The sequence below is a fragment of the Rhizobium sp. BK529 genome (genome assembly GCF_014194105.1).
In the GTDB taxonomy this organism is placed as follows: Bacteria; Pseudomonadota; Alphaproteobacteria; order Rhizobiales; family Rhizobiaceae; genus Rhizobium.
The window spans coordinates 2,449,199-2,474,485 of record NZ_JACIAU010000001.1 but is presented as its reverse complement, the minus strand read 5'-3'; the positions used below and the strand labels follow the sequence as shown (position 1 = coordinate 2,474,485).

General features: G+C 60.6%; 26 protein-coding genes and 2 tRNA genes. 15 read left to right on the top strand and 13 right to left on the bottom strand.

What is annotated here, in order from left to right:
* The first annotated feature begins 12 nt into the window (after window positions 1–12).
* From FHX08_RS12585 to ppdK, 6 genes are all read left to right on the top strand, one after another.
* Window positions 13–501: a DUF721 domain-containing protein gene (locus tag FHX08_RS12585; protein WP_132653204.1), complete on the top strand. Its 489-nt coding sequence runs from the start codon at window positions 13–15 to the stop codon at window positions 499–501.
* 68 nt (window positions 502–569) lie between these two features.
* Window positions 570–836, top strand: coding sequence for a type II toxin-antitoxin system ParD family antitoxin (locus tag FHX08_RS12580; protein ID WP_132652258.1), 267 nt, complete (start codon window positions 570–572; stop codon window positions 834–836).
* On the top strand, window positions 826–1,038 hold the full coding sequence (locus FHX08_RS12575; protein ID WP_245508240.1) for a type II toxin-antitoxin system RelE/ParE family toxin: 213 nt from the start codon (window positions 826–828) through the stop codon (window positions 1,036–1,038). The genes FHX08_RS12580 and FHX08_RS12575 overlap by 11 nt, the downstream gene beginning before the upstream one ends.
* Window positions 1,039–1,262: 224 nt before the next feature.
* On the top strand, window positions 1,263–1,961 hold the full coding sequence (locus tag FHX08_RS12570; protein WP_132652257.1) for a DsbA family protein: 699 nt from the start codon (window positions 1,263–1,265) through the stop codon (window positions 1,959–1,961).
* 72 nt (window positions 1,962–2,033) lie between these two features.
* A complete protein-coding gene (locus tag FHX08_RS12565) occupies window positions 2,034–5,492 on the top strand; it encodes a chromosome segregation SMC family protein (RefSeq protein ID WP_132652255.1) in 3,459 nt (1,152 codons plus the stop codon).
* 439 nt (window positions 5,493–5,931) lie between these two features.
* A complete protein-coding gene (ppdK, locus tag FHX08_RS12560) occupies window positions 5,932–8,598 on the top strand; it encodes a pyruvate, phosphate dikinase (RefSeq protein ID WP_132652253.1) in 2,667 nt (888 codons plus the stop codon).
* Here the strand turns inward: ppdK and FHX08_RS12555 are convergent.
* Together FHX08_RS12555 and FHX08_RS12550 are read right to left on the bottom strand one after the other, a co-directional pair.
* Complete coding sequence (locus tag FHX08_RS12555; RefSeq protein WP_132652251.1) at window positions 8,592–8,867, bottom strand: hypothetical protein; 276 nt, start codon at window positions 8,865–8,867, stop codon at window positions 8,592–8,594. The genes ppdK and FHX08_RS12555 overlap by 7 nt on opposite strands.
* Window positions 8,868–8,940: 73 nt before the next feature.
* The gene (locus FHX08_RS12550) at window positions 8,941–9,135 is read right to left on the bottom strand and encodes a hypothetical protein (RefSeq protein ID WP_132652249.1); all 195 of its coding nucleotides are present in this window, start codon (window positions 9,133–9,135) and stop codon (window positions 8,941–8,943) included.
* 108 nt (window positions 9,136–9,243) lie between these two features.
* On the opposite strand from FHX08_RS12550, the gene FHX08_RS12545 reads away from it, so the two are divergent.
* Window positions 9,244–9,489: a hypothetical protein gene (locus FHX08_RS12545; RefSeq protein WP_007818080.1), complete on the top strand. Its 246-nt coding sequence runs from the start codon at window positions 9,244–9,246 to the stop codon at window positions 9,487–9,489.
* Between the two features lie 14 nt (window positions 9,490–9,503).
* Here the strand turns inward: FHX08_RS12545 and FHX08_RS12540 are convergent, their stop codons facing one another.
* A complete protein-coding gene (locus FHX08_RS12540) occupies window positions 9,504–9,893 on the bottom strand; it encodes a hypothetical protein (protein ID WP_132652247.1) in 390 nt (129 codons plus the stop codon).
* Window positions 9,894–10,108: 215 nt separating this feature from the next.
* On the opposite strand from FHX08_RS12540, the gene FHX08_RS12535 reads away from it, so the two are divergent.
* Window positions 10,109–11,017: a DUF1499 domain-containing protein gene (locus FHX08_RS12535; protein ID WP_132653203.1), complete on the top strand. Its 909-nt coding sequence runs from the start codon at window positions 10,109–10,111 to the stop codon at window positions 11,015–11,017.
* Window positions 11,018–11,372: 355 nt separating this feature from the next.
* Here FHX08_RS12535 and FHX08_RS12530 read toward each other — a convergent pair whose 3' ends face one another.
* From FHX08_RS12530 to FHX08_RS12520, 3 genes are read right to left on the bottom strand one after another with little or no spacing between them, the layout of a single operon-like run.
* Entirely contained in the window at window positions 11,373–11,825 is a 453-nt protein-coding gene (locus tag FHX08_RS12530; protein ID WP_132652245.1) for a thiol-disulfide oxidoreductase DCC family protein, read from the bottom strand.
* A gap of 2 nt (window positions 11,826–11,827) precedes the next feature.
* Entirely contained in the window at window positions 11,828–12,742 is a 915-nt protein-coding gene (locus FHX08_RS12525) for an MBL fold metallo-hydrolase (RefSeq protein WP_132652243.1), read from the bottom strand.
* Between the two features lie 2 nt (window positions 12,743–12,744).
* Complete coding sequence (locus tag FHX08_RS12520; protein ID WP_132652241.1) at window positions 12,745–13,041, bottom strand: cupin domain-containing protein; 297 nt, start codon at window positions 13,039–13,041, stop codon at window positions 12,745–12,747.
* 160 nt (window positions 13,042–13,201) lie between these two features.
* Here FHX08_RS12520 and FHX08_RS12515 point away from each other — a divergent pair.
* Window positions 13,202–13,276, top strand: a tRNA-Gln gene (locus FHX08_RS12515).
* A gap of 138 nt (window positions 13,277–13,414) precedes the next feature.
* Here FHX08_RS12515 and FHX08_RS12510 read toward each other — a convergent pair.
* The gene (locus FHX08_RS12510; RefSeq protein WP_132652240.1) at window positions 13,415–13,825 is read right to left on the bottom strand and encodes a hypothetical protein; all 411 of its coding nucleotides are present in this window, start codon (window positions 13,823–13,825) and stop codon (window positions 13,415–13,417) included.
* Between the two features lie 260 nt (window positions 13,826–14,085).
* On the opposite strand from FHX08_RS12510, the gene FHX08_RS12505 reads away from it, so the two are divergent.
* Together FHX08_RS12505 and FHX08_RS12500 are read left to right on the top strand one after the other, a co-directional pair.
* Window positions 14,086–14,162, top strand: a tRNA-Pro gene (locus FHX08_RS12505).
* 219 nt (window positions 14,163–14,381) lie between these two features.
* Window positions 14,382–14,567 (top strand): hypothetical protein, encoded by a 186-nt coding sequence (locus FHX08_RS12500; protein ID WP_132652238.1) that lies wholly within the window; start codon window positions 14,382–14,384, stop codon window positions 14,565–14,567.
* A 334-nt stretch (window positions 14,568–14,901) separates the two neighbouring features.
* On the opposite strand, the gene yghU is transcribed toward FHX08_RS12500, so the two are convergent.
* Both yghU and FHX08_RS12490 read right to left on the bottom strand, forming a co-directional pair.
* Complete coding sequence (gene yghU, locus FHX08_RS12495) at window positions 14,902–15,780, bottom strand: glutathione-dependent disulfide-bond oxidoreductase (protein WP_132652237.1); 879 nt, start codon at window positions 15,778–15,780, stop codon at window positions 14,902–14,904.
* A 240-nt stretch (window positions 15,781–16,020) separates the two neighbouring features.
* Window positions 16,021–16,686, bottom strand: a complete 666-nt coding sequence (locus FHX08_RS12490) for a GNAT family N-acetyltransferase (protein WP_132652235.1) — start codon at window positions 16,684–16,686, stop codon at window positions 16,021–16,023.
* A gap of 101 nt (window positions 16,687–16,787) precedes the next feature.
* Here FHX08_RS12490 and FHX08_RS12485 point away from each other — a divergent pair, with 101 nt between their 5' ends.
* Window positions 16,788–18,194, top strand: coding sequence for a PLP-dependent aminotransferase family protein (locus FHX08_RS12485; protein ID WP_132652234.1), 1,407 nt, complete (start codon window positions 16,788–16,790; stop codon window positions 18,192–18,194).
* A gap of 50 nt (window positions 18,195–18,244) precedes the next feature.
* On the opposite strand, the gene FHX08_RS12480 is transcribed toward FHX08_RS12485, so the two are convergent.
* The 4 genes from FHX08_RS12480 to FHX08_RS12465 form a co-directional block, all read right to left on the bottom strand.
* Window positions 18,245–19,747, bottom strand: a complete 1,503-nt coding sequence (locus FHX08_RS12480; RefSeq protein WP_132652232.1) for a DegQ family serine endoprotease — start codon at window positions 19,745–19,747, stop codon at window positions 18,245–18,247.
* Window positions 19,748–20,241: 494 nt separating this feature from the next.
* On the bottom strand, window positions 20,242–21,726 hold the full coding sequence (gene cysN / locus FHX08_RS12475; protein ID WP_132652230.1) for a sulfate adenylyltransferase subunit CysN: 1,485 nt from the start codon (window positions 21,724–21,726) through the stop codon (window positions 20,242–20,244).
* 1 nt (window position 21,727) lies between these two features.
* Entirely contained in the window at window positions 21,728–22,681 is a 954-nt protein-coding gene (gene cysD / locus FHX08_RS12470) for a sulfate adenylyltransferase subunit CysD (protein WP_132652228.1), read from the bottom strand.
* Window positions 22,682–22,698: 17 nt separating this feature from the next.
* Window positions 22,699–23,442 (bottom strand): phosphoadenylyl-sulfate reductase, encoded by a 744-nt coding sequence (locus FHX08_RS12465; protein WP_132652227.1) that lies wholly within the window; start codon window positions 23,440–23,442, stop codon window positions 22,699–22,701.
* Window positions 23,443–23,861: 419 nt separating this feature from the next.
* Here FHX08_RS12465 and FHX08_RS12460 point away from each other — a divergent pair, with 419 nt between their 5' ends.
* From FHX08_RS12460 to FHX08_RS12450, 3 genes are all read left to right on the top strand, one after another.
* Entirely contained in the window at window positions 23,862–24,308 is a 447-nt protein-coding gene (locus FHX08_RS12460; protein ID WP_132652225.1) for an RrF2 family transcriptional regulator, read from the top strand.
* A 102-nt stretch (window positions 24,309–24,410) separates the two neighbouring features.
* A complete protein-coding gene (locus tag FHX08_RS12455; RefSeq protein ID WP_132652223.1) occupies window positions 24,411–24,797 on the top strand; it encodes a DUF6152 family protein in 387 nt (128 codons plus the stop codon).
* A 9-nt stretch (window positions 24,798–24,806) separates the two neighbouring features.
* Window positions 24,807–25,274 (top strand): DUF6644 family protein, encoded by a 468-nt coding sequence (locus FHX08_RS12450; RefSeq protein ID WP_132652222.1) that lies wholly within the window; start codon window positions 24,807–24,809, stop codon window positions 25,272–25,274.
* Window positions 25,275–25,287: the final 13 nt, after the last annotated feature.

The window sequence follows — 25,287 nt, the reverse complement described above, 5'->3', positions numbered from 1 at the left end:
ACCAAGGTTTCGATGAATTATCCACGCAAAGATGTTAAGCAAATTGCGGAGCTGACGAACGGTATCATCGATCCCGTTCTCGCTCGTCGTGCCGGCATTAATAGCGCGCTGCTCGGCTCCTGGGATGAAATTGCCGGCGAGGACTTCGCCGATTGCACCCGCCCGGAAAAAATCACCTGGGCGCGCGGTGGCGATGACGGTAGCTTCCGCCCCGGTATTCTGACCATTGCGTGCGAAGGCGCACGCGCCCTTTTCCTCAGCCACGCTCAGGGCGAACTCATCCAGCGCATCAATAGTTTCTTCGGCTTCGCTGCCGTCCACCAGATCCGCATCGTCCAGAAGCCGGTCTATCAGCCGGTCAAGCGCTTCCGCACACCGCCGCCCTTGAAGGGCGACGCCGCCCGCAAGCTGGAAGGCATGATGCAGGGCCTCGAGGACGAGAAAATTAGGCAGGCGATCGCCCGCCTCGGGACGGCCGTTCTCGGCAAAAAGCCCAGATAAAGGCACCTTTCTATTGGCACGGCCCAAGCGGTGTATTACACTGTAATGCATTCAACCAAGGTCAAGTCATGCGCAGCAGTAAGCCCATTACGGTCACACTAGGCCGCCAGCAGAAAAGTCTCGACGCTCGTCTGGAATCTGGAGCTTACGGCTCTGCCAGCGAGGTTCTGCGCGCTGCTTTGAGGGCGCTTGATCGTGAAGAAGACGCGATCAACGAAATTATGAACCAAAAAATTCGCGAAGCGCTCGACGATCCACGCCCGGATATCGACTCGGAAACGGTATTTGACCGTATCGAGCGGTTGCACGCCGCACGCGGCGGCAATGGTGACTAAGGTCGTCTTTCGGCCCAAGGCAGAAGATGATCTTCTTGCCATATACGAGTTTATCGCCCGCGATAGCCCCGTCCGGGCTATCGAATTTGTTCGCAGGTTGAGAAGCCTTTGCACCTCGTTGGAAACGATGCCTGAGCGTGGCGCGCTGCGCAACGACTTCGCGCCGGCATCAGAATCCTGGTTTTTGAACAGCGCGTTATGATCGCTTACCGCTTGCGGAAGAGCGAGATACAGATAATCCGTCTCTTTTATGCAGGACGAAACACCCCTTCTGCATTCCGGGAATGATTGATTTGTTCGCGGATCTGCGGTTTCGTCTTTCCGCAGGTCACAATTCTTTGAAGAAAGTTGGCGAAGCGTGCCTTGTTAGCGGCTTCCTGCCGTTATATCGCACAACCAGCTGCCACACTTGTTTATGGGGAACCCATGCGCATCTCTGAAATGCAACTGACGAAACGCCAGCTTCTGGGTGGTGTCGCCGCCGCAACCGCATCGATCGCGGTTTATGGTACGGCGCAGGCGCAGGCAGCCCCGGAAATTCCGAAGCCGGATGGCGATGTGGATATGGCCAAGGTGTTGACCCCCGGCACGCTGCCGGAAATGGCGCTCGGAAAGGCCGATGCTCCGGTCAAGATCGTCGAATATATGTCGATGACCTGCCCGCATTGCGCCCACTTTCACAACACGACCTTCGATACGATCAAGCAGAAATACGTCGATACCGGCAAGGTTCAGTTCGTCCTGCGCGAATTCCCCTTCGACCCGCGTGCTGCCGCCGCCTTCATGCTCGCCCGTTGTAACCCGCAGAAGCCGGAAGAACTCTCCACGCCCGAGCAGTATTTCCCGATGGTCGCGATGCTCTTCAAGCAGCAGCAGCAATGGGCTGCCGCCGATGATGGGCGCGCCGCGCTGCTGCAGATGTCGAAGCTCGCCGGATTTACTGAGGATAGCTTCACGAAGTGCTTGACGAACCAGAAACTGCTGGATGAAGTGAATGCCACGCGGGAACGGGGTTCCAAGGATTTTGGCGTCAACGCCACGCCGACGTTCCTCATCAATGGCAAGCGCTATTCTGGAGACATGCCGGTTGACACCATGTCGGCCCTCATTGACAGCCTCCTCTGATCCGTACCGTTTTGCGAAGGCGGGCGGCGGCGAAAACCGTGCGCCCGCTTTTTCGTTTGATAAGGCCGCGGCATGAAGTTCAACAAGCTTCGCCTTGTCGGCTTCAAGTCCTTCGTCGAACCGACCGAATTCATCATCGAGCGCGGACTGACGGGCGTCGTTGGTCCGAACGGTTGCGGCAAGTCCAATCTCGTCGAAGCCCTGCGCTGGGTCATGGGCGAGAATTCCTACAAGAACATGCGCGCGTCCGGCATGGACGACGTGATTTTCTCCGGCTCGGGAAACCGCCCGGCGCGCAACACCGCCGAAGTTGCGCTCTATCTCGATAATGGCGAGCGCACCGCGCCAGCCGCCTTCAACGACAGCGATGAAATCCAGGTCACCCGCCGCATCGAGCGTGAGCAAGGTTCGATCTATCGCATCAACGGCAAGGAAAGCCGCGCCAAGGACGTGCAATTGCTCTTTGCGGATGCCTCCACCGGCGCGCGCTCTCCCTCCATGGTAGGGCAGGGTCGCATCGGCGAACTGATCGCCGCAAAACCGCAGGCCCGCCGTCAGCTCTTGGAAGAGGCCGCCGGCATCTCCGGCCTGCATTCCCGCCGCCACGAAGCCGAACTTCGTCTGCGCGCCGCCGAAAGCAATCTGGAGCGGCTGGACGACGTCACTTCGCAGCTCGAAAGCCAGATCGAAAGCCTGAAGCGCCAGGCCCGTCAGGCAAACCGTTTCAAGACGCTTTCCGCCGATATCCGCGCCCGCGAGGCAATGCTCCTGCACATCCGCTGGGTGCAGGCAAAGGAGGCCGAAGCCGAGGCCGACAGCGCGCTCAACCAGGCAACCGTCGTCGTCGCCGAAAAGGCGCAGATCCAGATGGATGCGGCGAAGAACCAGGGTATCGCCAGCCTGAAGCTCCCGGAACTGCGCGAAGGCGAAGCGCGGGCTGCGGCCGCTCTCCAGCGCCTGCAGATCGCCCGCAGCCAGCTCGAGGAAGATGCCAACCGCATTTTGCGCCGCCGCGACGAGCTTACCCGGCGTCTCGCGCAACTTGCCGAAGACATCAGGCGCGAAGAACGGCTTGTTGCCGATAACGCTGTCATCCTTGCTAGGCTCGATGCGGAAGAGGCCGATATCGCTGAAATCCTCGCCGATTCCGGTCGTTATGCCGAGGAAATGCGGGAAGCTTTCGAGGAGGCTGCGGCCAAACTCGCCGACAGCGAACGTATCTTCAGCGCGCTCACGGCAGAACGCGCCGAAGCCGCCGCCGGCCGCAACCAGCTTGAACGCGCCATCCGCGACCTCGCGGACCGCAAGCTGCGCCTCGAACGCCAGATGGACGAGGCCAATCGCGAACTTGCCGGCATCGAGGAGAAGATTGCCACACTGCCGGATCCGGACGAAAAACGCGCCGTGGTCGAGGCCGGTGAGATCGCCGTCACTGAGGCCGAAGCGACGATCCAGTCTGTCGAACAGGCGCTTGCAAGAGCGCGTGAGACCGAAGCGCTCTCCCGCACCCCGGTCGAACAGGCCCGCAGCAAGCTCAACGCGCTGGAAACGGAAGCCCGCACGATCCAGCGCATGCTGGCCGGTGCCGCAGCGGGCGAATTTTCGCCGGTTGCTGAAGAGCTGAAGGTCGATCGCGGTTTCGAGACGGCGCTCGGTGCCGCACTCGGCGATGATCTCGAATCGCCGCTCGACCCGAATGCACCAGCCTACTGGTCGGAAAACGGCGATGGCGCCGGCGACCCGGCGTTGCCCGCAGGCGCTGAGCCTCTGCTGAACCATGTCCGCGCACCCGCCGCGCTGATCCGCCGCCTGCGCCAGATCGGTCTGGTCGCTGCCACCGACGCGCCACGTCTGGTGAAAGAACTCAAGGCCGGCCAGCGGCTGGTCACCCGGGAAGGTGCTGTCTATCGATGGGATGGCCACGTGACCGGCGCCGATGCGCCGAGTGCTGCTGCCCTTCGGCTTGCCCAGAAGAATCGACTTGCAGAACTGGAAGGCGAGGCTGAGCTTGCCCGCGATGTTCTGAGCGAAGCCGAAGAACGTCTTGCTTCCGCTGCCGAGATGATCCGCGGCGAGGAGCGGCGGTTGACGGACGCCCGTGACTTGAGCCGTCTGTCTGCACGCCATCTGGCGGAAGCACGCGAGGCGCTTGCCGCTGCCGAGCGCGCTTCCGGCGATCTCATTCGTCGCCGCGATGTCATCGCCGAAGCCGTCAGCCAGTTGCAGGCGCAGCTGGAGGATATCTCGGTTCAGGAGGAAAATGCCCGTATCGAGCTCGAAGATGCAGCAGATCTGACTGCGCTCGATGAACGACTGCGCTTCCAGCAGGCCGAGGTCGCGACGGATCGCGGCGCCCTTGCCGAAGCCCGCGCCCGCCACGAGAGTTTGAACCGCGAAAACGACGCTCGCCAGCGACGTATCGTTGCCATCGGCCAGGAGCGCGAGACATGGCGCCAGCGGGCCGCAAGCGCCGAAGACCACATCGCCACGCTGCGCGATCGCGAGGAGGAGGCCCGCGAGGAATCCGCCGAACTGGATATGGCGCCGGACGAATTCGACGGCAAGCGCCGCGCGCTTCTGAGCGAGCTCCAAAAGGCCGAGGAGGCCCGCCGTCACGCTGCTGACCTCTTGGCAGAAGCCGAACTCTTCCAGCGTGACGCCGACCATAAGGCGGCTACTGCACTTTCCGAACTCGCCGAAAGCCGCGAGCGCCGCGGCCGTGCGGAAGAACGCCTCGTTTCTGCCCGCGAGAAGCGGCAGGAAAGCGAGCAGCGCATTCGCGAAACGCTGAACGTGCCGCCGCATGAGGCGCTGCGCCTTGCCGGGCGGCCGGGACTGCAGACGCTGCCAGATCCGCGCGAGGTCGAACGTGAGGTGGAGCGGCTGCGGATTGAGCGCGAGCGTCTGGGCGCCGTCAACCTGCGCGCCGACGAGGAGCAGAAGGAACTGAGCGAGAAGCTGGAAGCGCTCGTCAAGGAACGTGACGACGTCATCGATGCCATCAGAAAGCTGCGCGGTGCGATCCAGAGCCTCAACCGCGAGGGCCGTGAACGCCTGATCGCCGCCTTCGATGTCGTCAACGCCCAGTTCCAGCGTCTCTTCACCCACCTGTTCGGGGGCGGCACGGCGGAACTGCAACTGATCGAATCCGACGATCCGCTCGAAGCAGGCCTTGAAATCCTCGCCCGCCCGCCGGGCAAGAAGCCGCAGACCATGACGCTGCTGTCAGGTGGCGAACAGGCGCTGACGGCGATGGCGTTGATCTTTGCCGTCTTCCTCACCAATCCCGCGCCGATCTGCGTGCTGGACGAAGTGGACGCTCCCCTCGACGACCACAATGTCGAGCGTTACTGCAATCTGATGGACGAGATGGCGGCATCGACCGAAACCCGATTCGTCATCATCACTCACAACCCGATCACCATGGCCCGCATGAATCGCCTCTTCGGTGTGACGATGGCCGAGCAGGGTGTTTCACAGCTCGTCTCGGTCGATTTGCAGACAGCAGAGCGTCTCCGCGAGACTGCTTGAGGCGGCATTTTAATTAAAGACCAAAAAAGGTCACGTTCACATCGGGTACGTACCCCATTTGGGTGATGCTCTTTTGCGCGTATTGCATTAGAAGTTGTTTTATCGCAACCGCGTCATTGCCGATAAGTAGCAATCGACCCTTGCGATCAATGGAATTTGCAATGCCGCCTTCGGGTTGAGATGCGGACCGGAGGCAGCATGGCATGAATGGACCCCCCGTCCGGTTTTCCTGGCTGGACGGAAACAAGGCTTTGCGGGACCGTTGTTGCAGTCCCGCAAAGCTTTTTTTATGCGTTTATCTGGCGCCTCATGATTTTCAATCGTTTGATTCTGCATCCCGTCAGGGATTTATTGTGCGACGCAACATTTTGCCGCATTTGTCGATTTTCATTTCAACACCAAGGGATTAAGCTGATCCCCGAAATAGGTTGGGGGGAAGATGACCAAGTGGGTCTATACGTTCGGCAATGGGCAGGCTGAAGGCCGGGCGCGCGACAAGGAGATCCTTGGCGGCAAGGGCGCCAATCTCGCCGAGATGTGCAGTCTCGGTCTTCCGGTTCCTCCCGGTCTCACCATCATCGGCGAAGCCTGCAACATCTATTACAAGAACGGCCGCAAGATCGATCCTGATCTGAAAAAGCAGGTGCTTGCGGGCATTGCCGGTATCGAAGAGATTACCGGGCGCCATTTCGGCTCGAGCAATCGGCCTCTGCTGCTGTCCGTGCGCTCCGGTGCCCGCGTCTCAATGCCCGGCATGATGGATACGGTGCTCAACCTCGGCCTGAACGACGAGACGGTCCAGGCGCTCGGCCACGATGCCGGCGATGCCCGCTTTGCCTGGGACAGCTATCGCCGTTTCATCCAGATGTATGCCGACGTCGTCATGGGTCTCGGCAACGATCTCTTCGAGGAAATCCTCGAGGACGAGAAAGCGCGCCTTGGCCACGAATTCGATACCGAACTCAGCGCGTCCGAATGGCAGCATGTCGTTTCGCTCTATAAGGCATTGATCGAGGAAGAGCTGGAAGAGGCCTTCCCCCAGGATCCGGCAGTCCAGCTTTGGGGTGCTGTCGGTGCGGTCTTTTCGAGCTGGATGAGCCCCCGCGCCGTCACCTATCGCCAGCTCCACAATATTCCGGAAAGCTGGGGTACCGCGGTCAATATCCAGGCCATGGTCTTCGGCAATCTAGGCAATGCGTCTGCGACAGGCGTTGCCTTCACCCGCAATCCCTCGACAGGGGAGAAGATCCTCTATGGCGAATTCCTCGTGAACGCGCAGGGCGAGGATGTTGTGGCCGGCATTCGCACGCCGCAGAGCATTACCGAGGAGGGGCGGATCGCTTCCGGCTCCGAAAGGCCCTCGATGGAAAAGCTGATGCCGGAGGCATTCGCGGAGTTCGGCCGGATCTGCGCCGAGCTCGAATCTCATTACCGCGACATGCAGGACATCGAATTCACCATCGAGCGCGGAAAGCTCTGGATGCTGCAGACGCGATCAGGCAAACGCTCGACACGCGCAGCCATGAGGATCGCCGTCGACATGGTCGATGAAGGCCTCATCACCGAGGACGAGGCCGTCCTGCGCATCGAGCCATCGACGCTCGACCAGCTCCTGCATCCGACCATCGACCCCCGGGTCAGCCGCCAGGTCATCGGCTCCGGCCTGCCGGCCTCTCCGGGGGCTGCCACCGGCGAGATCGTCTTCACGGCGGAAGAGGCGGTCGAAGCGGAGGAAGAGGGCCGCAAGGTCATCCTGCTCCGCGTCGAGACGAGCCCCGAGGACATTCACGGCATGCATGCCGCCGAAGGCATCTTGACCACCCGTGGCGGCATGACCAGCCACGCGGCCGTCGTTGCCCGCGGCATGGGTATCCCCTGCGTCGTCGGCGCCGGCACCATGCGTATCGATGCCCGCAACGAACGGCTGATCGGCATCGGTGTGACACTGAAAAAGGGCGATATCATCACCATCGACGGTTCTGCCGGCCAGGTGCTGAAGGGCGAAGTGCCGATGATCCAGCCGGAACTGTCAGGCGATTTCGGCCGCATCATGGGCTGGGCGGATCGCGCCCGCCGCATGACCGTGCGCACCAATGCCGACACGCCGGCCGATGCTCGCGCCGCGCGCTCCTTCGGCGCCGAAGGCATCGGTCTTTGCCGCACCGAACACATGTTCTTTGAAGGCGAGCGCATCCATGTGATGCGCGAGATGATCCTTGCCGAAGACGAGAAGGGCAGGCGGAGTGCGCTCGACAAGCTCCTGCCCATGCAGCGAGGCGATTTCACCGGCCTGTTCACGGTTATGCACGGCCTGCCGGTGACGATCCGCCTGCTCGATCCGCCACTGCATGAATTCCTGCCGAAGAGTGATGAGGAGATTGCCGAAGTCGCCTATGCCATGGGCATGGAGCCTGCAGCTCTTCGCCAGCGCGTCGATGCGCTGCATGAATTCAACCCGATGCTCGGCCATCGCGGCTGCCGCCTTGCTATCTCCTATCCTGAAATTGTCGAGATGCAGGCCCGCGCCATATTCGAGGCGGCGGTCGCCGCTGCACAAGAAACCGGTGCTGCCGTCGTTCCGGAAATCATGGTGCCGCTCGTCGGCCTGCGCTCGGAGCTCGATTACGTGAAAGCGAAGATCGATGCCGTGGCGCAGGATGTCATGTCGGAAGCCAAGATGCGCATCGATTATCTCGTCGGCACGATGATCGAGCTGCCGCGCGCGGCACTGCGCGCCCATGTCATCGCCGAGGCGGCCGAATTCTTCTCCTTCGGCACCAACGACCTGACGCAGACAACCTTTGGCATTTCGCGCGATGATGCCTCTGCCTTCATCCCGACCTACCAGCGCAAGGGCATCATCGAACATGATCCCTTCATATCCCTGGATTTCGATGGGGTAGGTGAGCTGATCCGTATTGCCGCCGAACGTGGCCGGCGCACCCGCAATGACATGAAGCTCGGCATCTGCGGCGAACATGGCGGCGATCCCGCCTCGATCCATTTCTGCGAGACGATCGGCCTCGACTATGTCTCATGCTCGCCCTTCCGCGTGCCGATTGCACGGCTCGCGGCGGCGCAGGCGGTGATTTCAGGCGCTCAGTGACGGTGGTGATAATAGCGCGGATAGACGTAGGGACCGTTCAGATTATAAGCCATGTCGGCCATCACCCAGTCGCTGTCGTAGCGGGCCTGGGCACGGCGGTCGAGATCGATACGCTGCAGGCATGTGGCAAAGCCATCGGTTCCGCGCTTGAAGCCGTAACCGAGGCAGGTCTGCTCGTCGCGTGCCCGCCGCTCCTCGGGCGTCAGCGTCTGGCAGGCAGCAAGGCCTGCGGCCAGAACGGCGAGAAGCGACAGAACATATACGCGCATCGGTTTATTCCTCGAGCATCACCTTCCGAACAAGAAAAATCCATCCGCCTGGCGTCGTCAACCTACTGTGATATCAGGCTGCGCCCGCAGGGTCGCCAATTGGCAATAGCGCCGGATCGAGTGGCCGGTCTTCCGGCTTCTTCGTATCGCCCGGATCCTGTGGATTTTCCTGAATGCGGTCGGGAATACCGGCGGGCGGCTGCTGACCGGGCTGCGATTCGGCGTCGGGTATTTGATCGGGTGCTGGAATGGAATCCTTATTTGGCATGGTTGCCTCCTTCTTTGGGGAAGGAACGGCAGAATGCATGCTTCGTTCCACTTTCGTCGTCGGGCGTTCCTATGTAAGAGCAAGGACAGCAGCACTGGAAAGAGCACCATGGCGATCCGTGATCGATTTTCGAAGAAACTCACCTGCCCGCAATGCGGCAATAGCGGCTTCGCCGAAGCCTCCGAGATCGATGATGCCAAGCGCAAAACCCCTGACTTCAAGGTCGATCAGCTGCCGCGCGGCTTCTTCGTACAGCGGCCGTCGGTTCATCAGGAAACATTCATGCTGAAATGCGAATGCGGCCGCAAGTTTCCTTTCCGCTCGCTGGCGGAAGCTGCAGCCGGTAGAGACTGACACCAGGAAAGGCTCTAAATCCGCTCGAGAACTTCGACGAAGGCATCTGCGAATCGCACCAGATGCTCGGTATCTTCATCGGGCGCCTGCACGCGGATTTCCGTGCCGTTCTGGTCGAGCAGGGCAAGAACCACCCGCATCTTCTTGTCCGAGGTCGGGATCCGCAGCACAGCGATGCGCCGGCAATCCTCCACGAGGCCTGCCGCCGGCAGGTCGAAGAGGAGTTCCCCACCGGTTTCGCCAGCCGCCTTGCGTACCGCCTCGCAGAATCCGGCCTCGCCGCCCGCATAGCCTTCCAGCGAAAGTTCGAGTTCAAGCAGTTCCAGCGGCAAAAGCGGCTCGCCGTGATCGATGCCGCCAAGCGAGGGCGACTGCTGCCTTTCCATCGTCTCGGGTGAGATCATCTGTCTCTCCTGTTTCGTGGGAAGTCTATGAAACCCCGGCAGAATGGCCTTTTTGCGGCATATCAGCAATACCTTATGGAGGTCGCGGCGCCTTTAACGTGGATTGCGTCGGCAATGCTCAGACAAGAGTTTCAATTTAGACGAATCTTGCACTAGAAAAGTCGATGGCGGCAAACGCGCTCGACGCGTCTGCCGCCGACCAACCGGTAAGTTTGATGGCCATCCGTTTCGATCGTCCCGTTTCCCGTGCTGCCCGCCTTTCGCGGCACTTCGGGGCGTTTGCGCTTGTGCTCTCGGTGGCGGTGCTGATCGCTCATCGCTTCGGCGGGCTTGCCACACCTTATCTCATCCTGGTGCTGCTCGTTTCCGTCGGCTGCGCTGTCCTCGCTACCCTGTTGGCGGCAATCGGCCTGCGCAGCCTCTGGATGACGGGTGCAGAAGGTGGGTTGAACGCGCTGGCTGCACTCATCTACGCTGCCTTTCCGCTCGGCGTCGGCGCCTTTGCGGCCGAGCGCTACTTCACTCTGCCGGCCATTTACGACGTCACCACGGATACGGCTTCCGCACCCGACTGGCTGGCGCAGCCGCAAGCCGATCAGATCTGGCTTCCACGTGATCCCGTGATCACGCCAGGGGACCGCGAGCGGCAGCTTGCCGCTTATCCGGAACTCACCGGCCGCCGTTACGACGGCGCGCTCGACCGTGTTCTCGAGGCGGTCAAGAAAGTCGCCAAGCAGAACGGCATCACCATCACCAAAAGCAAAGGCGATACAGCGCCCGGCCGCGAACTGGAGGACAAGCCCGTCCCGACCCAGCCGGAAAACGGCGGTGTCGCCGATTCTCCCGACGTCATTCCCGTGCCGATACCGCGCCCCTATGAGGATGATGTTGCCAAGCTGATTCGCGGCGCCAACGGTGTGACCTTGCAAGGCACCACCCGCACCTTCATCCTCGGCCTGCGTTTCGACATCATCATCCGTCTCAGGGAAGAGGCGGAAACCACCTTCGTCGACGTCCGCGTCGCCTCGCGTTACGGCCAGCATGATCTCGGCTTCAGCGCCGAGGTTGCCGAGCAATACCTTGGTGCCCTCGACTCCGAACTCCTGGGGATCGCGGGTGGGTGAGGCCCGGTGCTGCGGAGCAGCAGTAATCGATCCAGTGAATCGATTACAGGGCCGAACGCCCGAAGCCATGCGGAGGGCCGGCAAGCCCGGTGCTGCGGAGCAGCAGTAATCGATCCAGTGAATCGATACAGGGCCGAACGCCCGAAGCCATGCGGAGGGCCGGCAAGCCCGGTGCTGCGGAGCAGCAGTAATCGATCCAGTGAATCGATACAGGGCCGAACTCCCGAAGCCATGCGGAGGGCCAGGATACGGCGAGGCATATTGAAGCGCCTTTACCGCAAACTTATCCGGTAGATTGCTCCGGCACCCGAGACACCTGAAGGGCGGCGCACAGAGGCTTGCAAAACCGCAAGCCTCACCCCAGAAACCGCTCCCGCACCTCAGCCGTCGGCACCATGCAACTCTCCCGCCGCCCGGCAATCCTGAGCCGGTTCCGCGCAACCACCCCATAAGCCACATCCGCAATCTGCCGCGGCACGATCCTCAGCATGCCCGCGAATGCCCAAGGCATGCCAAGCCCCTCCAACATGCGGATCGTCGCATCGGACTTGTAGTAGGCGCGCCCCTTGTCGAGCAGCAGGTTGGTCTCGTAGTCCCGCGTCTCCAGCCCATAATGCCGGTAAAGCGCCTCGCCGAGCGGCGTTTGGGCGATGATGAAGCGATAGCGTTTCTCCGTATCCCGCTTCAGCAGGAACTGGACCCAGCCGGAGCAGAAAACGCATTCGCCATCGAAAAGGATCAAGGGCTTGTCGTCGGCAAAAGCGGGCACCGAAGGATCGTCGCGATAGCTGTAATCCGCATAGGCCATTCTCAGCCTCCCGCTAATCGATAGTGCGCAAAAAGAGAAGGCGACCCATCGGCGCTGACCTCGCCGCGCTCCATTAATTCCTCGATATGCGCCAGCACCGAGAGCGCTGCGGCACCATGCAGCTGCTTATCTGTATCGCGGTAGATCACTTTCACCATTTCCGGGATGGTGCTGTCCCCTTTCCGAAGACGCTCGATGATGGACAGTTCCCGCAGGCGCCTATGCGTCTTCAGTCCGCGCATAAAGGGTGCAGGCGAAGTGACCGGGCCGCCATGGCCGGGGAGCAGCAACTGATCATCGCGGGCGATCAGCGTGTCGAGCGAGGCCATATAATCCGCCATGGAGCCATCGGGAGGCGCAACGATCGTCGTTGCCCAGGCCATCACATGGTCGCCCGAAAACAGGACGCCGCTGCCTTCAAGCGCATAGGCTGCATGATTGGCGGTATGCCCCGGCGTCAGCACGCCTGTCAGCGCCCAACCGTCGCCGGAAATAGTCTCCCCGTCGCCAATGGCGATGTCGGGTACGAACTCCATGTCCGAGCTTTCTGCAAAGGGATTGATCTCGCCATCCCTTAGCGGCCGCGACGGCCGGTGCGGTCCTTCGCCGACCGTCAGCGCTCTCGTTTTTTCCTTCAGTCGCCGTGCAAGCGGCGAGTGATCCCGGTGCGTGTGGCTGACGAAAATATGCGTCACCTGCCGGCCGGCAAGCGCTGCCATCAGCGCTTCGAAATGCGCGTCGTTCTCCGGTCCGGGATCGATGACCGCGACCGACGAGCCGCCGATGATATAGCTGTTCGTGCCATGGAAGGTAAAAGGGCTCGGATTTTTTGCCGTCAAGCGCTGGATGCCGTCGGCGACGGGAATCGGCTGACCATAAGCCGGCTCGAAGAAGAGATCGAAGTTCGCACCGGACATGATTATTTATATTCGATCTCGATGAAGGACATGGGCTGGTCGCCGGCGTTGACGACATTATGCTCGATGCCGGCCTCACGGCGATAGGCAGCTCCCTTGGCGACATCCACCCGCTGGCTTCCCTCGGCATCCTCGATCAGGAACTGACAATCGGTCATCGGCACGACGACATAGCCAAATCCGTGCGTGTGAACGCCGATATCGGCACCCGGCTCGAAATCCCACTGGGTGATGCGCACGACGGCATCGTCGAGGATCGGCGTGGCAAGCGCGGGTGGACGGGCGCGATATTGGCTCAACGGTTTCTCCATTGGCTGTGTCGATGCTTGAAGTCCTACCATGCCGGCACCGCAGCCGCATACAAATATGACGTCGCAGTCAACTTAGTGATTGTGAGGCAGGCAGTCCTTTGCTAATCAGGCCACGTTTCAGTGAAGCGGGCATCCGCTTCAGCTCTGGTGGGGCGTAGCCAAGCGGTAAGGCAGCGGTTTTTGGTACCGCCATCCCCTGGTTCGAATCCAGGCGCCCCAGCCAAGTTTCCAAATATCGATCGTGCTATCGAAGGCCCTGTTAGCGGAGCGGGGCGAGGCCTTTACCCTTTTTAGGCCTGAAAAGAAAAGCCCATCGATTTTCACCGACGGGCTCGATCAAACGTCTATCAAGCAGTCAGACTTATTTCTGAGCCGGCGCCAGGAATTCGGCGCAATAGGACGGTCCGTCCACACCGGGGATATCGTTGACGGTGCGGATATCGCGGATCGTGTAATCGGAATTGGTGGTGATTTCCGCCTGGCAGCGCAGGTAGAGCGTGCGGGCGCCTGCAATCTGCTTGCCGCGCTTGCCATCAGCACCTTCGGCATATTTCGCCGGAACGCGCACCGTCTTATAGCCGCCCTTCCAGCTGTAGATCGTCGACGATCCTTCGTCGCGGTCGCTGAGCGGCGGGCCGTAAGCAGCAAAAAATTTGCCGGCCGACTGGCCGACCCAGCGTGCCTCGATCGGATCGCCGGGGGTGGGTATGGTGGTGCAGCCGGCGAGCGCAATCGCAAGCGCGGCGGCCCCGGTCATGGTGCGGAGTTTCATCGTATCGTCCCTGATAGTTAGCCAGTGGCTGCGAAGCCGCCTCGCGACGGTTTCGCCTGTCCCGCCGAGCGCTTTAGCGCGTAACCCGGCAAAAGAAAATTGCCACTTGGCCGCTTCTGCAGAATTTGTCGAAGGTGTGGCTTTTTGCTGCACAGCCGGCCGGAAGGCCCTGTCGCGAGCCTGTCAAAAATTCCGATACCTTTTTGAATTTTGGTGCTTGCGCAACATAATAGGCCGGTCTATAGAGGCGCCGCTGGTCACGGAGTGTAGCGCAGTCTGGTAGCGCACCACGTTCGGGACGTGGGGGTCGAGTGTTCGAATCACTCCACTCCGACCAGCCGAAAAGCCCGCGCAAGCGGGCTTTTTTCTTTGCGGTGTTATCGTCCGCTGCATCCCGGAACAGCTTCAGCCTTGCGATCACGATGCATCCGCCAGGCCTGACAGATCACATTCCTCCTCCTGCGAACTGATTTTCAGCGGGCAAGATTCTAAATTTTAGATTTTTCTAACGAACAAATCGGCGCTAAGTTGGTTTCTTTCGGAGGAGGAAACGTCGATGAAGCAGATGAACAACCGGCAAGTCCGCATTCCCGGCCCGAAAGATCATGACATCGCCGAGCACTGCCGAAAATTCGGGATAGGCCCGGCCGAGGAGAAGAAGCTGAAGAAGCTTCTGGGTCACAGAGCGCCGCTTCATGAGATCCAGGCGAACGCTCCCATACCTCAACCGAAGTGGCGTTAGATCGACGCCGTCTCCATCCCACACTCTCCATGTAATGGCCGGCGTCTCCGCTTTGACGCCCGGGTGAGATATAGCCGCGTCCAAAGGCTCGAAACAAAAAAGCCCCGCCGGTGGCTGTCGACGGGGCAGATAGGGAAAGCCCTCCGAAAGGTGGCAGGAGAGCTTTTGTATTTCAGCAAGACTGAGAGGATGAGACGAGGGCACTTTTGCCGGATTCGGTACAGTTCGCTTCAAAACCCATAATTTTTAGTGGGAAAACACGCGATCATGGCCTGTCGCGGTTTTTTGCAGAGGCGGACGCACGGCGTAGTGCGCGTCCGCCTTCCGGAGTCCCTTAGCTGGCTGGGTTCAGCTTATCCTGGGTCTTTGTTTCGAAATCGCTGGCATCATGGCGTTCGCGAAGCTGGCTGGAGGGCTCGCCGCTGACGCGGTTGACCATGCGGCCGCGCTTGACGGCCGGTCGGTCGCCGATCATGTCGGCCCAGCGGTTGACGTGCTTATATTCCTGCACCTGCAGGAATTCGGCGGAATCACCATACATCCAGCCCTTTACGAGACCGCCATACCAGGGCCAGATCGCCATGTCGGCAACGGTGAACTTGTCACCGGCGATATATTCGCTTTCGGCGAGGCGCCGGTCGAGCACGTCGAGCTGACGCTTGGTCTCCATGGCGAAACGATTGATCGCATATTCGATCTTTGTCGGCGCATAGGAATAGAAATGGCCGAAGCCGCCGCCAAGATAAGGCGCACTGCCGACTTGCCAGAACAGCCAGGAGAAGCACTCGGCGCGTTTGGCCGGATCGGTCGGCAGGAACGCACCGAATTTTTCCGCGAGATAGGTGAGGATCGCGCCGGATTCAAAAATGCGCACAGGCTTTTCACTGCTGCGGTCCATCAGCGCCGGAATCTTGGAGTTCGGATTGACCTCGACAAAACCACTGCCGAACTGGTCGCCGTCGCCGATCTTGATCAGCCAGGCATCATATTCTGCTCCGCGATGGCCAAGTGCCAGCAGCTCTTCGAGCATGATGGTGATTTTCACGCCATTTGGCGTTCCCAGCGAATAAAGCTGCAGCGGATGGCGGCCGACCGGCAGTTCCTTCTCGTGGGTCGGTCCTGCAATCGGACGGTTGATGCTGGCGAATTGGCCGCCGTTTTCCTTGTCCCAGGTCCAGATTTTAGGGGGCGTATACTCGGACGAACTGGTCATATGAGCTCCTGACAGAATAACTTCGTGCTGTGAATGAAGGACCCAATGCTTAACGGCAATTGGCACCCATGAACATATTGGTAGCAATGAAGTTATTGTCATCGGCGGGTCGGCTTTTTTGTCGCCGCCGCTTTCGGCGTGTCGCGCAAAACCGCCTAGCGGTCTTGCGATAACGACCTCCGAGGACAAAAGCCTGAAGCGTGACGGCGTATCCGAAAGATCACGGCACGCCTGGGTCAATCAGAACCTGAGCTTGCTCTTCTGCTGGCCGTCGGCATCAAAATTCTCGGGCGAAAGCCACGCTTCATATCCCGCCTTCAGCCTTGGCCAGTCACTATCGATCATGGCAAACCAGGCGGTGTCGCGGTTGCGGCCCTTCTGCACCATATGCTGGCGGAAGATGCCCTCGAAGACGAAGCCGAAGCGTTGTGCTGCCCGCTTTGAAGGTTCGTTGAGATTGTTGCACTTCCATTCGAAACGACGGTAGCCGAGCGTGTCGAAGACGTAGGCGGCGCAGAGGTAGAGCGCTTCGGTCGCAACCCGTTTGCGGGCGATTTCAGGTCCCCAGAGAATGTTGCCGATCTCGATGACGCCGTTGGCGGTATCGATACGCATCAGCCCCTGCCGTCCCTCGGCACGTCCCGTCGCCTTGTCGATGACGGCAAAGAACAGCGGGTCCTCGCTTGCCGCAGCCTTTTCCAGCCAGGGCGTGAAGGCGGCCATATCGGCGGGCGCGCTTTCGAAGAGATAGCGGAATCGGTCTTCCGCACCCGGTTGCTGGGCCGAACGGAGTAGGTCGGCGCCATGTTTTGCTGCGTCCAGCGGCTCGAGGCGCGTGTAGCGGCCTTCAATTGGAGCGCGGTCGGGGCGGGCGACACCCTTCCAGTCGGCAAGATCCGTCGTCATATCCATATTCCCTTGGGAGCATTGAACTCGGGTTGGTCTTGCCTTGCTAATGGACTGGAGTAAAAGTCCAGTTTCGATCTTTTCAGCAGACCAGTAGAAGAATGACCTTCACGCCCGCATGGCTCGATCTCGATCGCAATGGCGGTGATCTCGTCGGCCAGATCTATCGAAGCCTGCGTGACCGCATCCTGTTTGGTCAGCTTCCGGCCGGGCATAAGCTGTCATCGACTCGCGCCTTTGCGACTTCGCTGGGTGTCGCGCGCTCGACTGTCGTGGAGGCTTACGATCGTCTGAAGTCCGAAGGATATGTCGAAGCTTCCGCCGGTGCTGCGACACGGGTTGCCGCCCTTGCACGGATACGGCCCGAACCGCAGCAGGGCGACCGCCGGCCGGTAGCGGGAGAAAGCTCCGAACAACCACCTTACCGCGCCCTTTTTCGGCCCGGCGCGCCCGACGTATCGGATTTCCCTCATGCCGTCTGGAGCCGCCGCCTTGCGGCCCGCAGCCGGTCTCTGCGCATCCATCATCTCGGCTATGAGAATCCAACCGGTATCCGCGAACTGCGCGAAGCCATTCTGGCGCATGTCTCAGTGACGCGCGGCGTGGTCGCCGAGCCGGAGCAGGTCATGATCGTGCCCTCCACGCGTGCGGCAATCGACATGCTGGCGAGGTCAATGCTGAGAAGAAGCGGCCGCGCAACCGCATGGATGGAAGACCCAGGCTATCCCGCCGCTCGCTTGCTGCTCGGTGATGCCGGTGCCGAGGTCGTGCCGGTTCCCTGCGATGATCAGGGCATCGATGTTTCAAGGGTCGAAGGTCCGCCGCCGGCGCTGATCTATGTGACGCCGTCCCATCAATACCCGACCGGTGCCACGCTCAGCCTGCCGCGCCGGCTGGCGCTGCTGGAGGCTGCGCGCCTTGGCCAAAGCCTCGTCGTGGAGGATGATTACGACAGCGATTTTCAGTATGGCTCGCGGCCGATCGCCGCTTTGCAGGGCATCGACAGGGCGGAGGTCGTCGCCTATGTCGGTACCTTCTCCAAGGTGCTGGCGCCCGGCCTGCGAGTCGCCTATGCGGTCGTGCCGCGCTGGCTGATATCGGAGGCTTCGGAGGCATTGCATCGCAGGGGCGTTGCCGTTTCCGCCCATATCCAGGCGGCCCTTGCCGATTTCATCAACGAGGGCAGGCTGCGCGCCTATTTGAGGCGAATGAACCTGCAATATGCCGCGCGCATGGCCCGGACGGTCGAGACGCTGGAGAGCCAGTTTGGCGGAAGACTCGCCGTATCGGGCGGTAACGGCGGACTGCAGCTTGCGACATGGTTTCGTGACGAGACAACGGATGATCGAATGGTGGTCGCGAAGGCGTATGCATTGGGCTATGGGCTAATGCCGATGTCGCACTTTTTCCTCGGCAGGTCCGCTCCCGGCATCCTGTTTGGCATCTCGCAGGCCGAGCCGGCCGCCGTTCAAAGGCTGGCCGCGGATCTCCGCGCTGTGCTTGACTAAAAACACGTGCGCCCGGAACTGGTCCGGGCGCAGCGCTCACGTGGATGTGCTCATGCGGCGGCGAAAGGCACAGCCACGAAGGTCTTCGCATCGCCGCGTTCGATCAAAAGCAGCACCGACTTGCGACCAGCCTTGCCGGCGTCTGCGACGGCGGTCTTGACGTCGCGGGCGTTATGGACGGGCTTGCCGTTGACCGAGATGATCACGTCGCCGGGCTGAATGCCGGCCGTAGCGGCCGGTTTGTCCGGGTTGACGCTGGCAACAACTGCGCCGACGACGTCGCGGGGCAGGTTGAGCTGCTCGCGTGCATCAGGCGTCAGGTCGGCAAGACCGATGCCGATGCTCGGCTGGCCGGCAGCCTTGCCCTGATCGTCGTTGCTTTCGGCAGCGGCCTGCTTCTGGGTATCTTCATTGCCACCGACGGTGACCTTGACATCGATGGTCTTGCCGTCACGCCAGACGGCCAGCGTTTCCTTAGCACCCGGCGACAGGTCTGCGACGAGGCGCGACAGATCCTTCGGCGTCTTGACGTTCTCGCTGCCAACAGCGGTCACGACATCGCCGCTCTTAATACCGGCTTGTGCTGCCGGCGTTCCGTCGGTGACGGCGGCAACAAGCGCGCCTTCAGCCTTGGCGAGACCCACAGCATCGGCGACATCCTGAGTGACCGGCTGGATCTGTACGCCCAGATAGCCGTGATCGATCGAGCCGTCCTTCTGCAGCTTCGCAACGATTGCCCTGGCTTCAGCCGAGGGGATAGCGAAACCGACGCCGACGCTGCCGCCGTTCGGCGAGTAGATTGCGGTATTGATGCCGACGACATTACCGTCACGATCGACCAGCGGGCCGCCGGAATTGCCATGGTTGATCGGCGCATCGATCTGGATGAAATCGTCGTAAGGGCCGCTATGCAGGTCGCGGCCGCGGGCCGAGACGATACCGGCCGTGACCGTCGTACCGATGCCGAACGGATTGCCGATAGCAAGGATCTGGTCGCCGAGCTTCAGCTTGTCGGAATCGCCCCAGGCGATGGTCGGAAGCTGATGCGGAGCCTGGACTTTCAAAACCGCAAGGTCGGACTTGGCGTCGGCGCCAAGGAGTTTGGCCGGCAGCTCCGTGCCGTCGTCAAGCGTGACCTTGATATCGCTGGCATTGTCGATGACGTGGTTGTTGGTGACGATTACGCCGTCAGGGCTGATGACGAAGCCGGAGCCGAGCGCCATGGCATGCTGCGATTGGTGCTGCTGCGGTGCCTGGTGCGGCAGAGGAATGCCCTGCTGTTCGAAGAACTGGCGGAACTGCTCGTCCATCGGCGAATTGTCGGCGCTGGCATTGGTCTCCTTCATCGTGGTGGTGATGGTCACCACGGCCGGCTTGTCGGCATCGACGACGGAAGCAAATGAACCGCTGGAGGCAAGAATGCCACCGGTCTCAGCCGGTGCAGCAAGAGCCGTCGAGGAAGAGGGGATGGCGAAAGGCAGGGAGGCCGCGCCGAGAACGATGGCCGCTCCGACAAGTGCTGCGGCCCGATGCTTGCGAAGAATGTCTGACATGGTGGAAGTCCCTTGCGAGAGCGTTGGCATGAGATGGCGTCTTGGTTCCATGAGGCGGGCCCCGGCGCCGGGGAGTATCGTCGGCATTTATTGACATCGTTACTTCAATTTCGCCTGTGTATTGAGGCGAATACTTCACTAGTCAAGAATTGTCGCTTGATACCTATATGTCTTGTTCTGTGAGATTTACAAATTAAACATTGATCATGTTTGTATTACGGTATAGTAAGACATTACTATAATTTAATCTTGCTTGGCCAAGCATCGCCGCACCTCTCCGGCACCGGCTGTCGCCGCACTGCGGGGGGCGCAGAATGGTCAACTATGTTCGGTTTTTGCTGTGATCTGCTGGCTTGCCGCTGCTTAAACGTAAGCGAACGACCAGGGACGATTGCCGAGTTGGGCGAGGGGATCGATTCCTGCTTTTCAATATCGCGTGGGCTTCGAGGCGCTCAAAGCCAAAGCAATAAAAAAGGGGCCGACCGGCCCCTTCCCTAGATGTCGCTTGCCGCGCTGGACCAGAGGTCGGCTGCTTCCGACGCCGTCATGCGACGCACCTCGGCTTCGTGGCGGCGGGTGGCGAAAAGCTCGCTTGCCATGATCTGCTCGGCAAGGTCGGCCGGCAGCGAGAGAATGACACGGGCATCGTTGCCATGCAGGCCACTGACCTCGGCGCGCTTGCCGGTCACCATGCCGCCCGCAATGGTATTGTTCGTCTCCGGATCGATCAGGATGAAGGAGCCAGTGGCACGGTTCTGCTCGTAGGGATCGAAGATCGCGGCTTCGTCGAAAACGAGGCGCACCTTTCCGATGGCATTCATGTAAAGCCGCTGGGCGGCATTCCAGGCGCCGGTCTTCAATTCGAGCTGGCTGACAGGCTCGACCTGAACACGTTGGCGGCGCGAGCCGCTCTTCAGCCAGTAACGCTTGCCGGCTTCGATACCTTCAGGCTGCAGAGCGACGACCTGCGCATCAAAGGACAGGCCGGTCTGCGGCTGCGAGTCGATCGACACGATCATGTCGCCGCGCGCCACGTCCACCTGACGGTCGAGAACGAGCGTGATCGCGTCACCGGCAACAGCCGCGTTGCGCACCAGGTCGAAGGTGACGATCTTGCTGACGTTGGCGACCATGCCCGACGGCAGGATCATGACGCTATCGCCCGGCTTTACCGAACCGCCGGCAACCGTGCCCTGATAGCCACGGAAGCTTTCGCCGGGGCGCGAGACGCGCTGAACGGAAAGACGGAAGCCGGTCGTCTGGCCCGAGCGGACGGTTGCATGTTCCAGCGTCTCGACCAGCGTCGGCCCATTATACCAGGGCATGGCGGCCTGGCCGGAATAGACGACGTTTTCGCCTTTCAGGGCCGACATCGGAATCGCAGTGATCTGCTTGACGCCGAGCGACAGGGCAAACTCCTTGAATTCGTGGCTGATCTTGTCGAAGCCGGCGCGATCGTAATTCGTCAGATCGATCTTGTTGACGGCAAGCACGAACTGCTTGATGCCGAGCAGCGAGGCGATCGTCGCATGACGGCGCGTCTGTTCGAGGATGCCGGCGCGGGCATCCACCAGCAGGACGGCGAGATCGGCGGTGGATGCGCCGGTCGCCATGTTGCGGGTATATTGCTCGTGGCCAGGCGTGTCGGCGACGATGAAGGAGCGTTTATCGGTTGAGAAATAGCGATAGGCGACATCGATGGTGATGCCCTGTTCGCGCTCGGCCTGCAGGCCATCGAGAAGCAGCGCGAAATCGGGGAGGCCGAGATCGTTCTGCTTGCCGGTGGAATCACGGCGAAGCGTCGCCGCCTGGTCTTCCTTCACTGCCTTGGTATCCCAGAGCAGGCGGCCGATCAGGGTGGACTTGCCATCATCGACGCTGCCGCAGGTGATGAGGCGCAACGGGCGCGAGTCGCGCACGGCCTTCAGAGGCTCGGCGGCGGGCACGGCGACGGCGTTTGCGGGAACTGCTGCAGTCATCTCAGAAATATCCTTCACGCTTCTTCTTTTCCATGGAACCGGATTGATCACGGTCGATGGCGCGGCCCTGGCGCTCGGAAACCGTGGCGATCTCCAGTTCCGCGATGATGTCTTCCAGGGTAGTGGCGGTCGAGCGGATTGCGCCCGTCAGCGGGAAGCAGCCGAGTGTGCGGAAGCGGATGAAGTCTTCCTGCTTGGTTTCGCCGGGCAGCAGTTCCAAACGCGGATCGGAGGCAGCGATCATCATGCCGTCACGCTCAACATAGGGGCGCTTGGCCGCGAAATAGAGCGGCACGATCGGGATTTCCTCGGCCTGAATGTAGCGCCAGATATCAACCTCGGTCCAGTTCGACAGCGGGAAGACGCGAACGCTCTCGCCTTTGCGGATCTGACCGTTATAGATGTTCCAGAGTTCCGGGCGCTGGTTGCGCGGATCCCAGCGATGATCGGGCGTGCGGAACGAATAGATGCGTTCCTTGGCGCGAGAGGCTTCCTCATCGCGCCGCGCGCCGCCGAAGGCCGCGTCGTACTGGCCGGCGTCCAGCGCGTTGCGCAATGCTTCCGTCTTCATGATGTCGGTATAGCGCGCCGAGCCATAGGTGAAAGGCGTGATATTTTCAGCTTTGCCGCGCGGATTGATGTGCTCGATCAAGTCGAGATCGTACTTCTTCACGATCTCGTCGCGGAAGGTGATCATCTCTGCAAACTTCCAGCCCGTGTTGACGTGCAGCAGCGGGAAAGGTACGCGGCCGGGATAGAAGGCCTTGCGGGCAAGATGCAGCAGCACGGAGGAATCTTTGCCGATCGAATAGAGCATCACCGGACGCTCGAATTCGGCGGCAACTTCGCGGAAGATATGAATTGCTTCGTTTTCCAGTGCCTTCAGATGGGGGTCGAGTGGCGGCTTGGCGCTCTGCGGATTGGTCAATTCCGTATCCTGACGGGTATCGGGCATTTCGTACTCCAGATTTCTTATTGCTGCGCGACGATCGAAGCCGTCTCTTCGGCGACATGCAGACCGCATTCGCGCTTCTCATCCTGCTCCCACCACCAGCGGCCTGCGCGCTCAGGCTCACCGGGCTTGATGGCACGGGTGCAGGGCTCGCAACCGATTGAGGGATAACCGCGGGCATGCAACGGATTTATCGGCACGCCATTGTCGGCGACGAAGACCTTGATTGCGTCGATATCCCAATCAGCAAGCGGATTGACCTTCAAGAGGTGACGCTCGGCGTCATATTCCGCAAAAGGGGTCTCGGCGCGGTTGGCCGACTGGCCGCGGCGCAGGCCGGTGATCCAGATCGTTGCGCCTTCAAGTGCTCGTGCAAGCGGCTTCAGCTTGCGCACGCTACAACAGGCATGCCTGGCTTCGACGCTCTCGTAGAAACCGTTCATGCCGTACTTCGCTGCGTAGGCGTCGATATCGGCCTGCTCCGGTTCATAGCGCGTTATATGGATGTCGTACTGGCTCTCGGTCTCGCCGATCAGATCAAGCGTTTCCTTGAAAAGCCGGCCCGTCTGCAGCGTCACGACGTCGATCGGCAGGCGATGCGTGCCGATTTCTGCAGTGATGACCTGGTCTTCGATTCCGAGGGAGGTGGTGAAGACGACGCGTCCGCCAAGGCCGGCAACGAGCGAAAGCCGGCCTGCGAGGTCAAGGCGTTCCAGCTTTGCAGCCAAGGCCTCAGCTTCTTGGATCGGATTGATAACAGTCATGGGGAATCCTGTCCTTGATGTTGGCCGGAGTATCGCAGCTCAACGACAGGTCGGACAGAAAAAGGGATTTCGAAAGGACTGCTTAGCGGAGCAAATATCTCTCCCATCCTGCCGCAATGCAGAAAAGCAGCCGCCGGCGCCGAAAAGTCGCCTCGACTTAATGTCTATAGAAATAGTAGTGTTACACGCCGCCTGTCAATTGGAAATCGGAAGTGATGGCGATAATGATGAAAATTGCCGTTTTTTGAAGTAAGTTATCAGCTATTGGCCGAGGGTGAAAAACAGGGCCAAAATACTTGTCTCTCAAGGCTTTTTCCGGCGCGTTCAAATTCCGTTCATGCTGGCTGTGCAATAGAGGCGATTAGCTTTCGCAGCGATGTCGGGATTCGACACCGCTCTGTGTGTGTCGACGGTCCGAGATGATTACGCAAAAGGCAAAATATGCGCTGCGGGCGCTAACGGTTTTGGCGGAAGCCGAGGCCGATGAACCCGTCATGATTTCCGACATCGCCGTGCAGCAGAAGATTCCGAAGAAGTTTCTGGAACAGATCCTGCTCGACCTGAAGCATCACGGCATCGTCGTCAGCCGTCGCGGCAAGCAGGGCGGTTATCTGCTGCTGAAGCCGGCCCACAACATTACCTTTGGCGAAATCCTGCGTATTATCGACGGTCCCATTGCACCTTTGCCGTGCCTGTCGATCACCGCTTACCGCAAGTGCGATGATTGCGATGGCGAGCAGAATTGCGAAATCCGTCATGTCTTCGCCAAGGTGGCAGACGCCACCCGTAAGGTGCTCTTTTCCACGACCATCGCCGATGCCGTCGGCACCAAGCAGGGTGCCGAAGTCACACGTCTGCTCGCCTGATCCGTTTCTCCTCCCACTCACCGATCTTCAACAATCGGTGAGTGCTCTTTTTATCTATCATCGATGCTCCACCTGCCCGTGCATGCGGGTAGGGAGAACATCATGTCTATACTTTCGGGAAAGCGAGTGCTGGCGGCTGCCATGCTCTCGGCTGCATTCGCAACGGGTGCGGCGGCGCATCATGGCTGGTCATGGGCGGAAGCCGATCAGATCGAGCTTCGTGGCGCCATACAGCAGATATCCATGGGCGGGCCGCATCCGACGCTCGACGTTGTAACCGTCGACGACGGTCTCTGGCGCGTCGAACTCGGCAATCCGCGTCAGACAGAGCGCTCCGGCTTCGTGGAGGGTGTCGCAAAACCCGGCGATCAGGTCGTGGCACTCGGAAACCGTTCGCAGGATCGCAACGAGAAGCGGCTGAAGGCCGTACGCATCACCATCGGTGAAAAGCGTTACGACATTTATCCGGAACGCATCCAGATGAACTGACGCCCCGTTATGGAGTTTCTCGAATGGCTGTCGGCCACCACGTTGGCGGTCGAGCTCCGGCGCTCCGCGGTGCTCTACATGTTCGTCAATGCGGCCCACATCCTGGCGATCGGCCTTCTGATCGGCGCCATTCTGCCCCTCGATCTCAGACTTGCCGGCTTCTTCCGCAAGCTGCCCGTGGAGATCGTTGCGCCATTCCTGTCCCGCTCGGCCGGCAGCGGCCTTGCCTTGGCCCTTGTCACCGGCTTCTGCCTCTTCAGTGTGCGCCCGGCCGAATATGCCGGAAATCCCGCCTTCCTTGCCAAACTCGGCCTGATCGCCCTTGGTCTCCTGAACGTGTTCATGCTTCACATAGGCGAGGGGTGGCGAACCGCAATCGCGATCGGCATCATCCGTCCCATCGTGCGGGTCTCGGCAGCCCTTTCAGCGATGATCTGGGTCGCTCTGGTCGCCGGACGGTGGATCGGTTTTCTCTGACGCGATTGCTCTG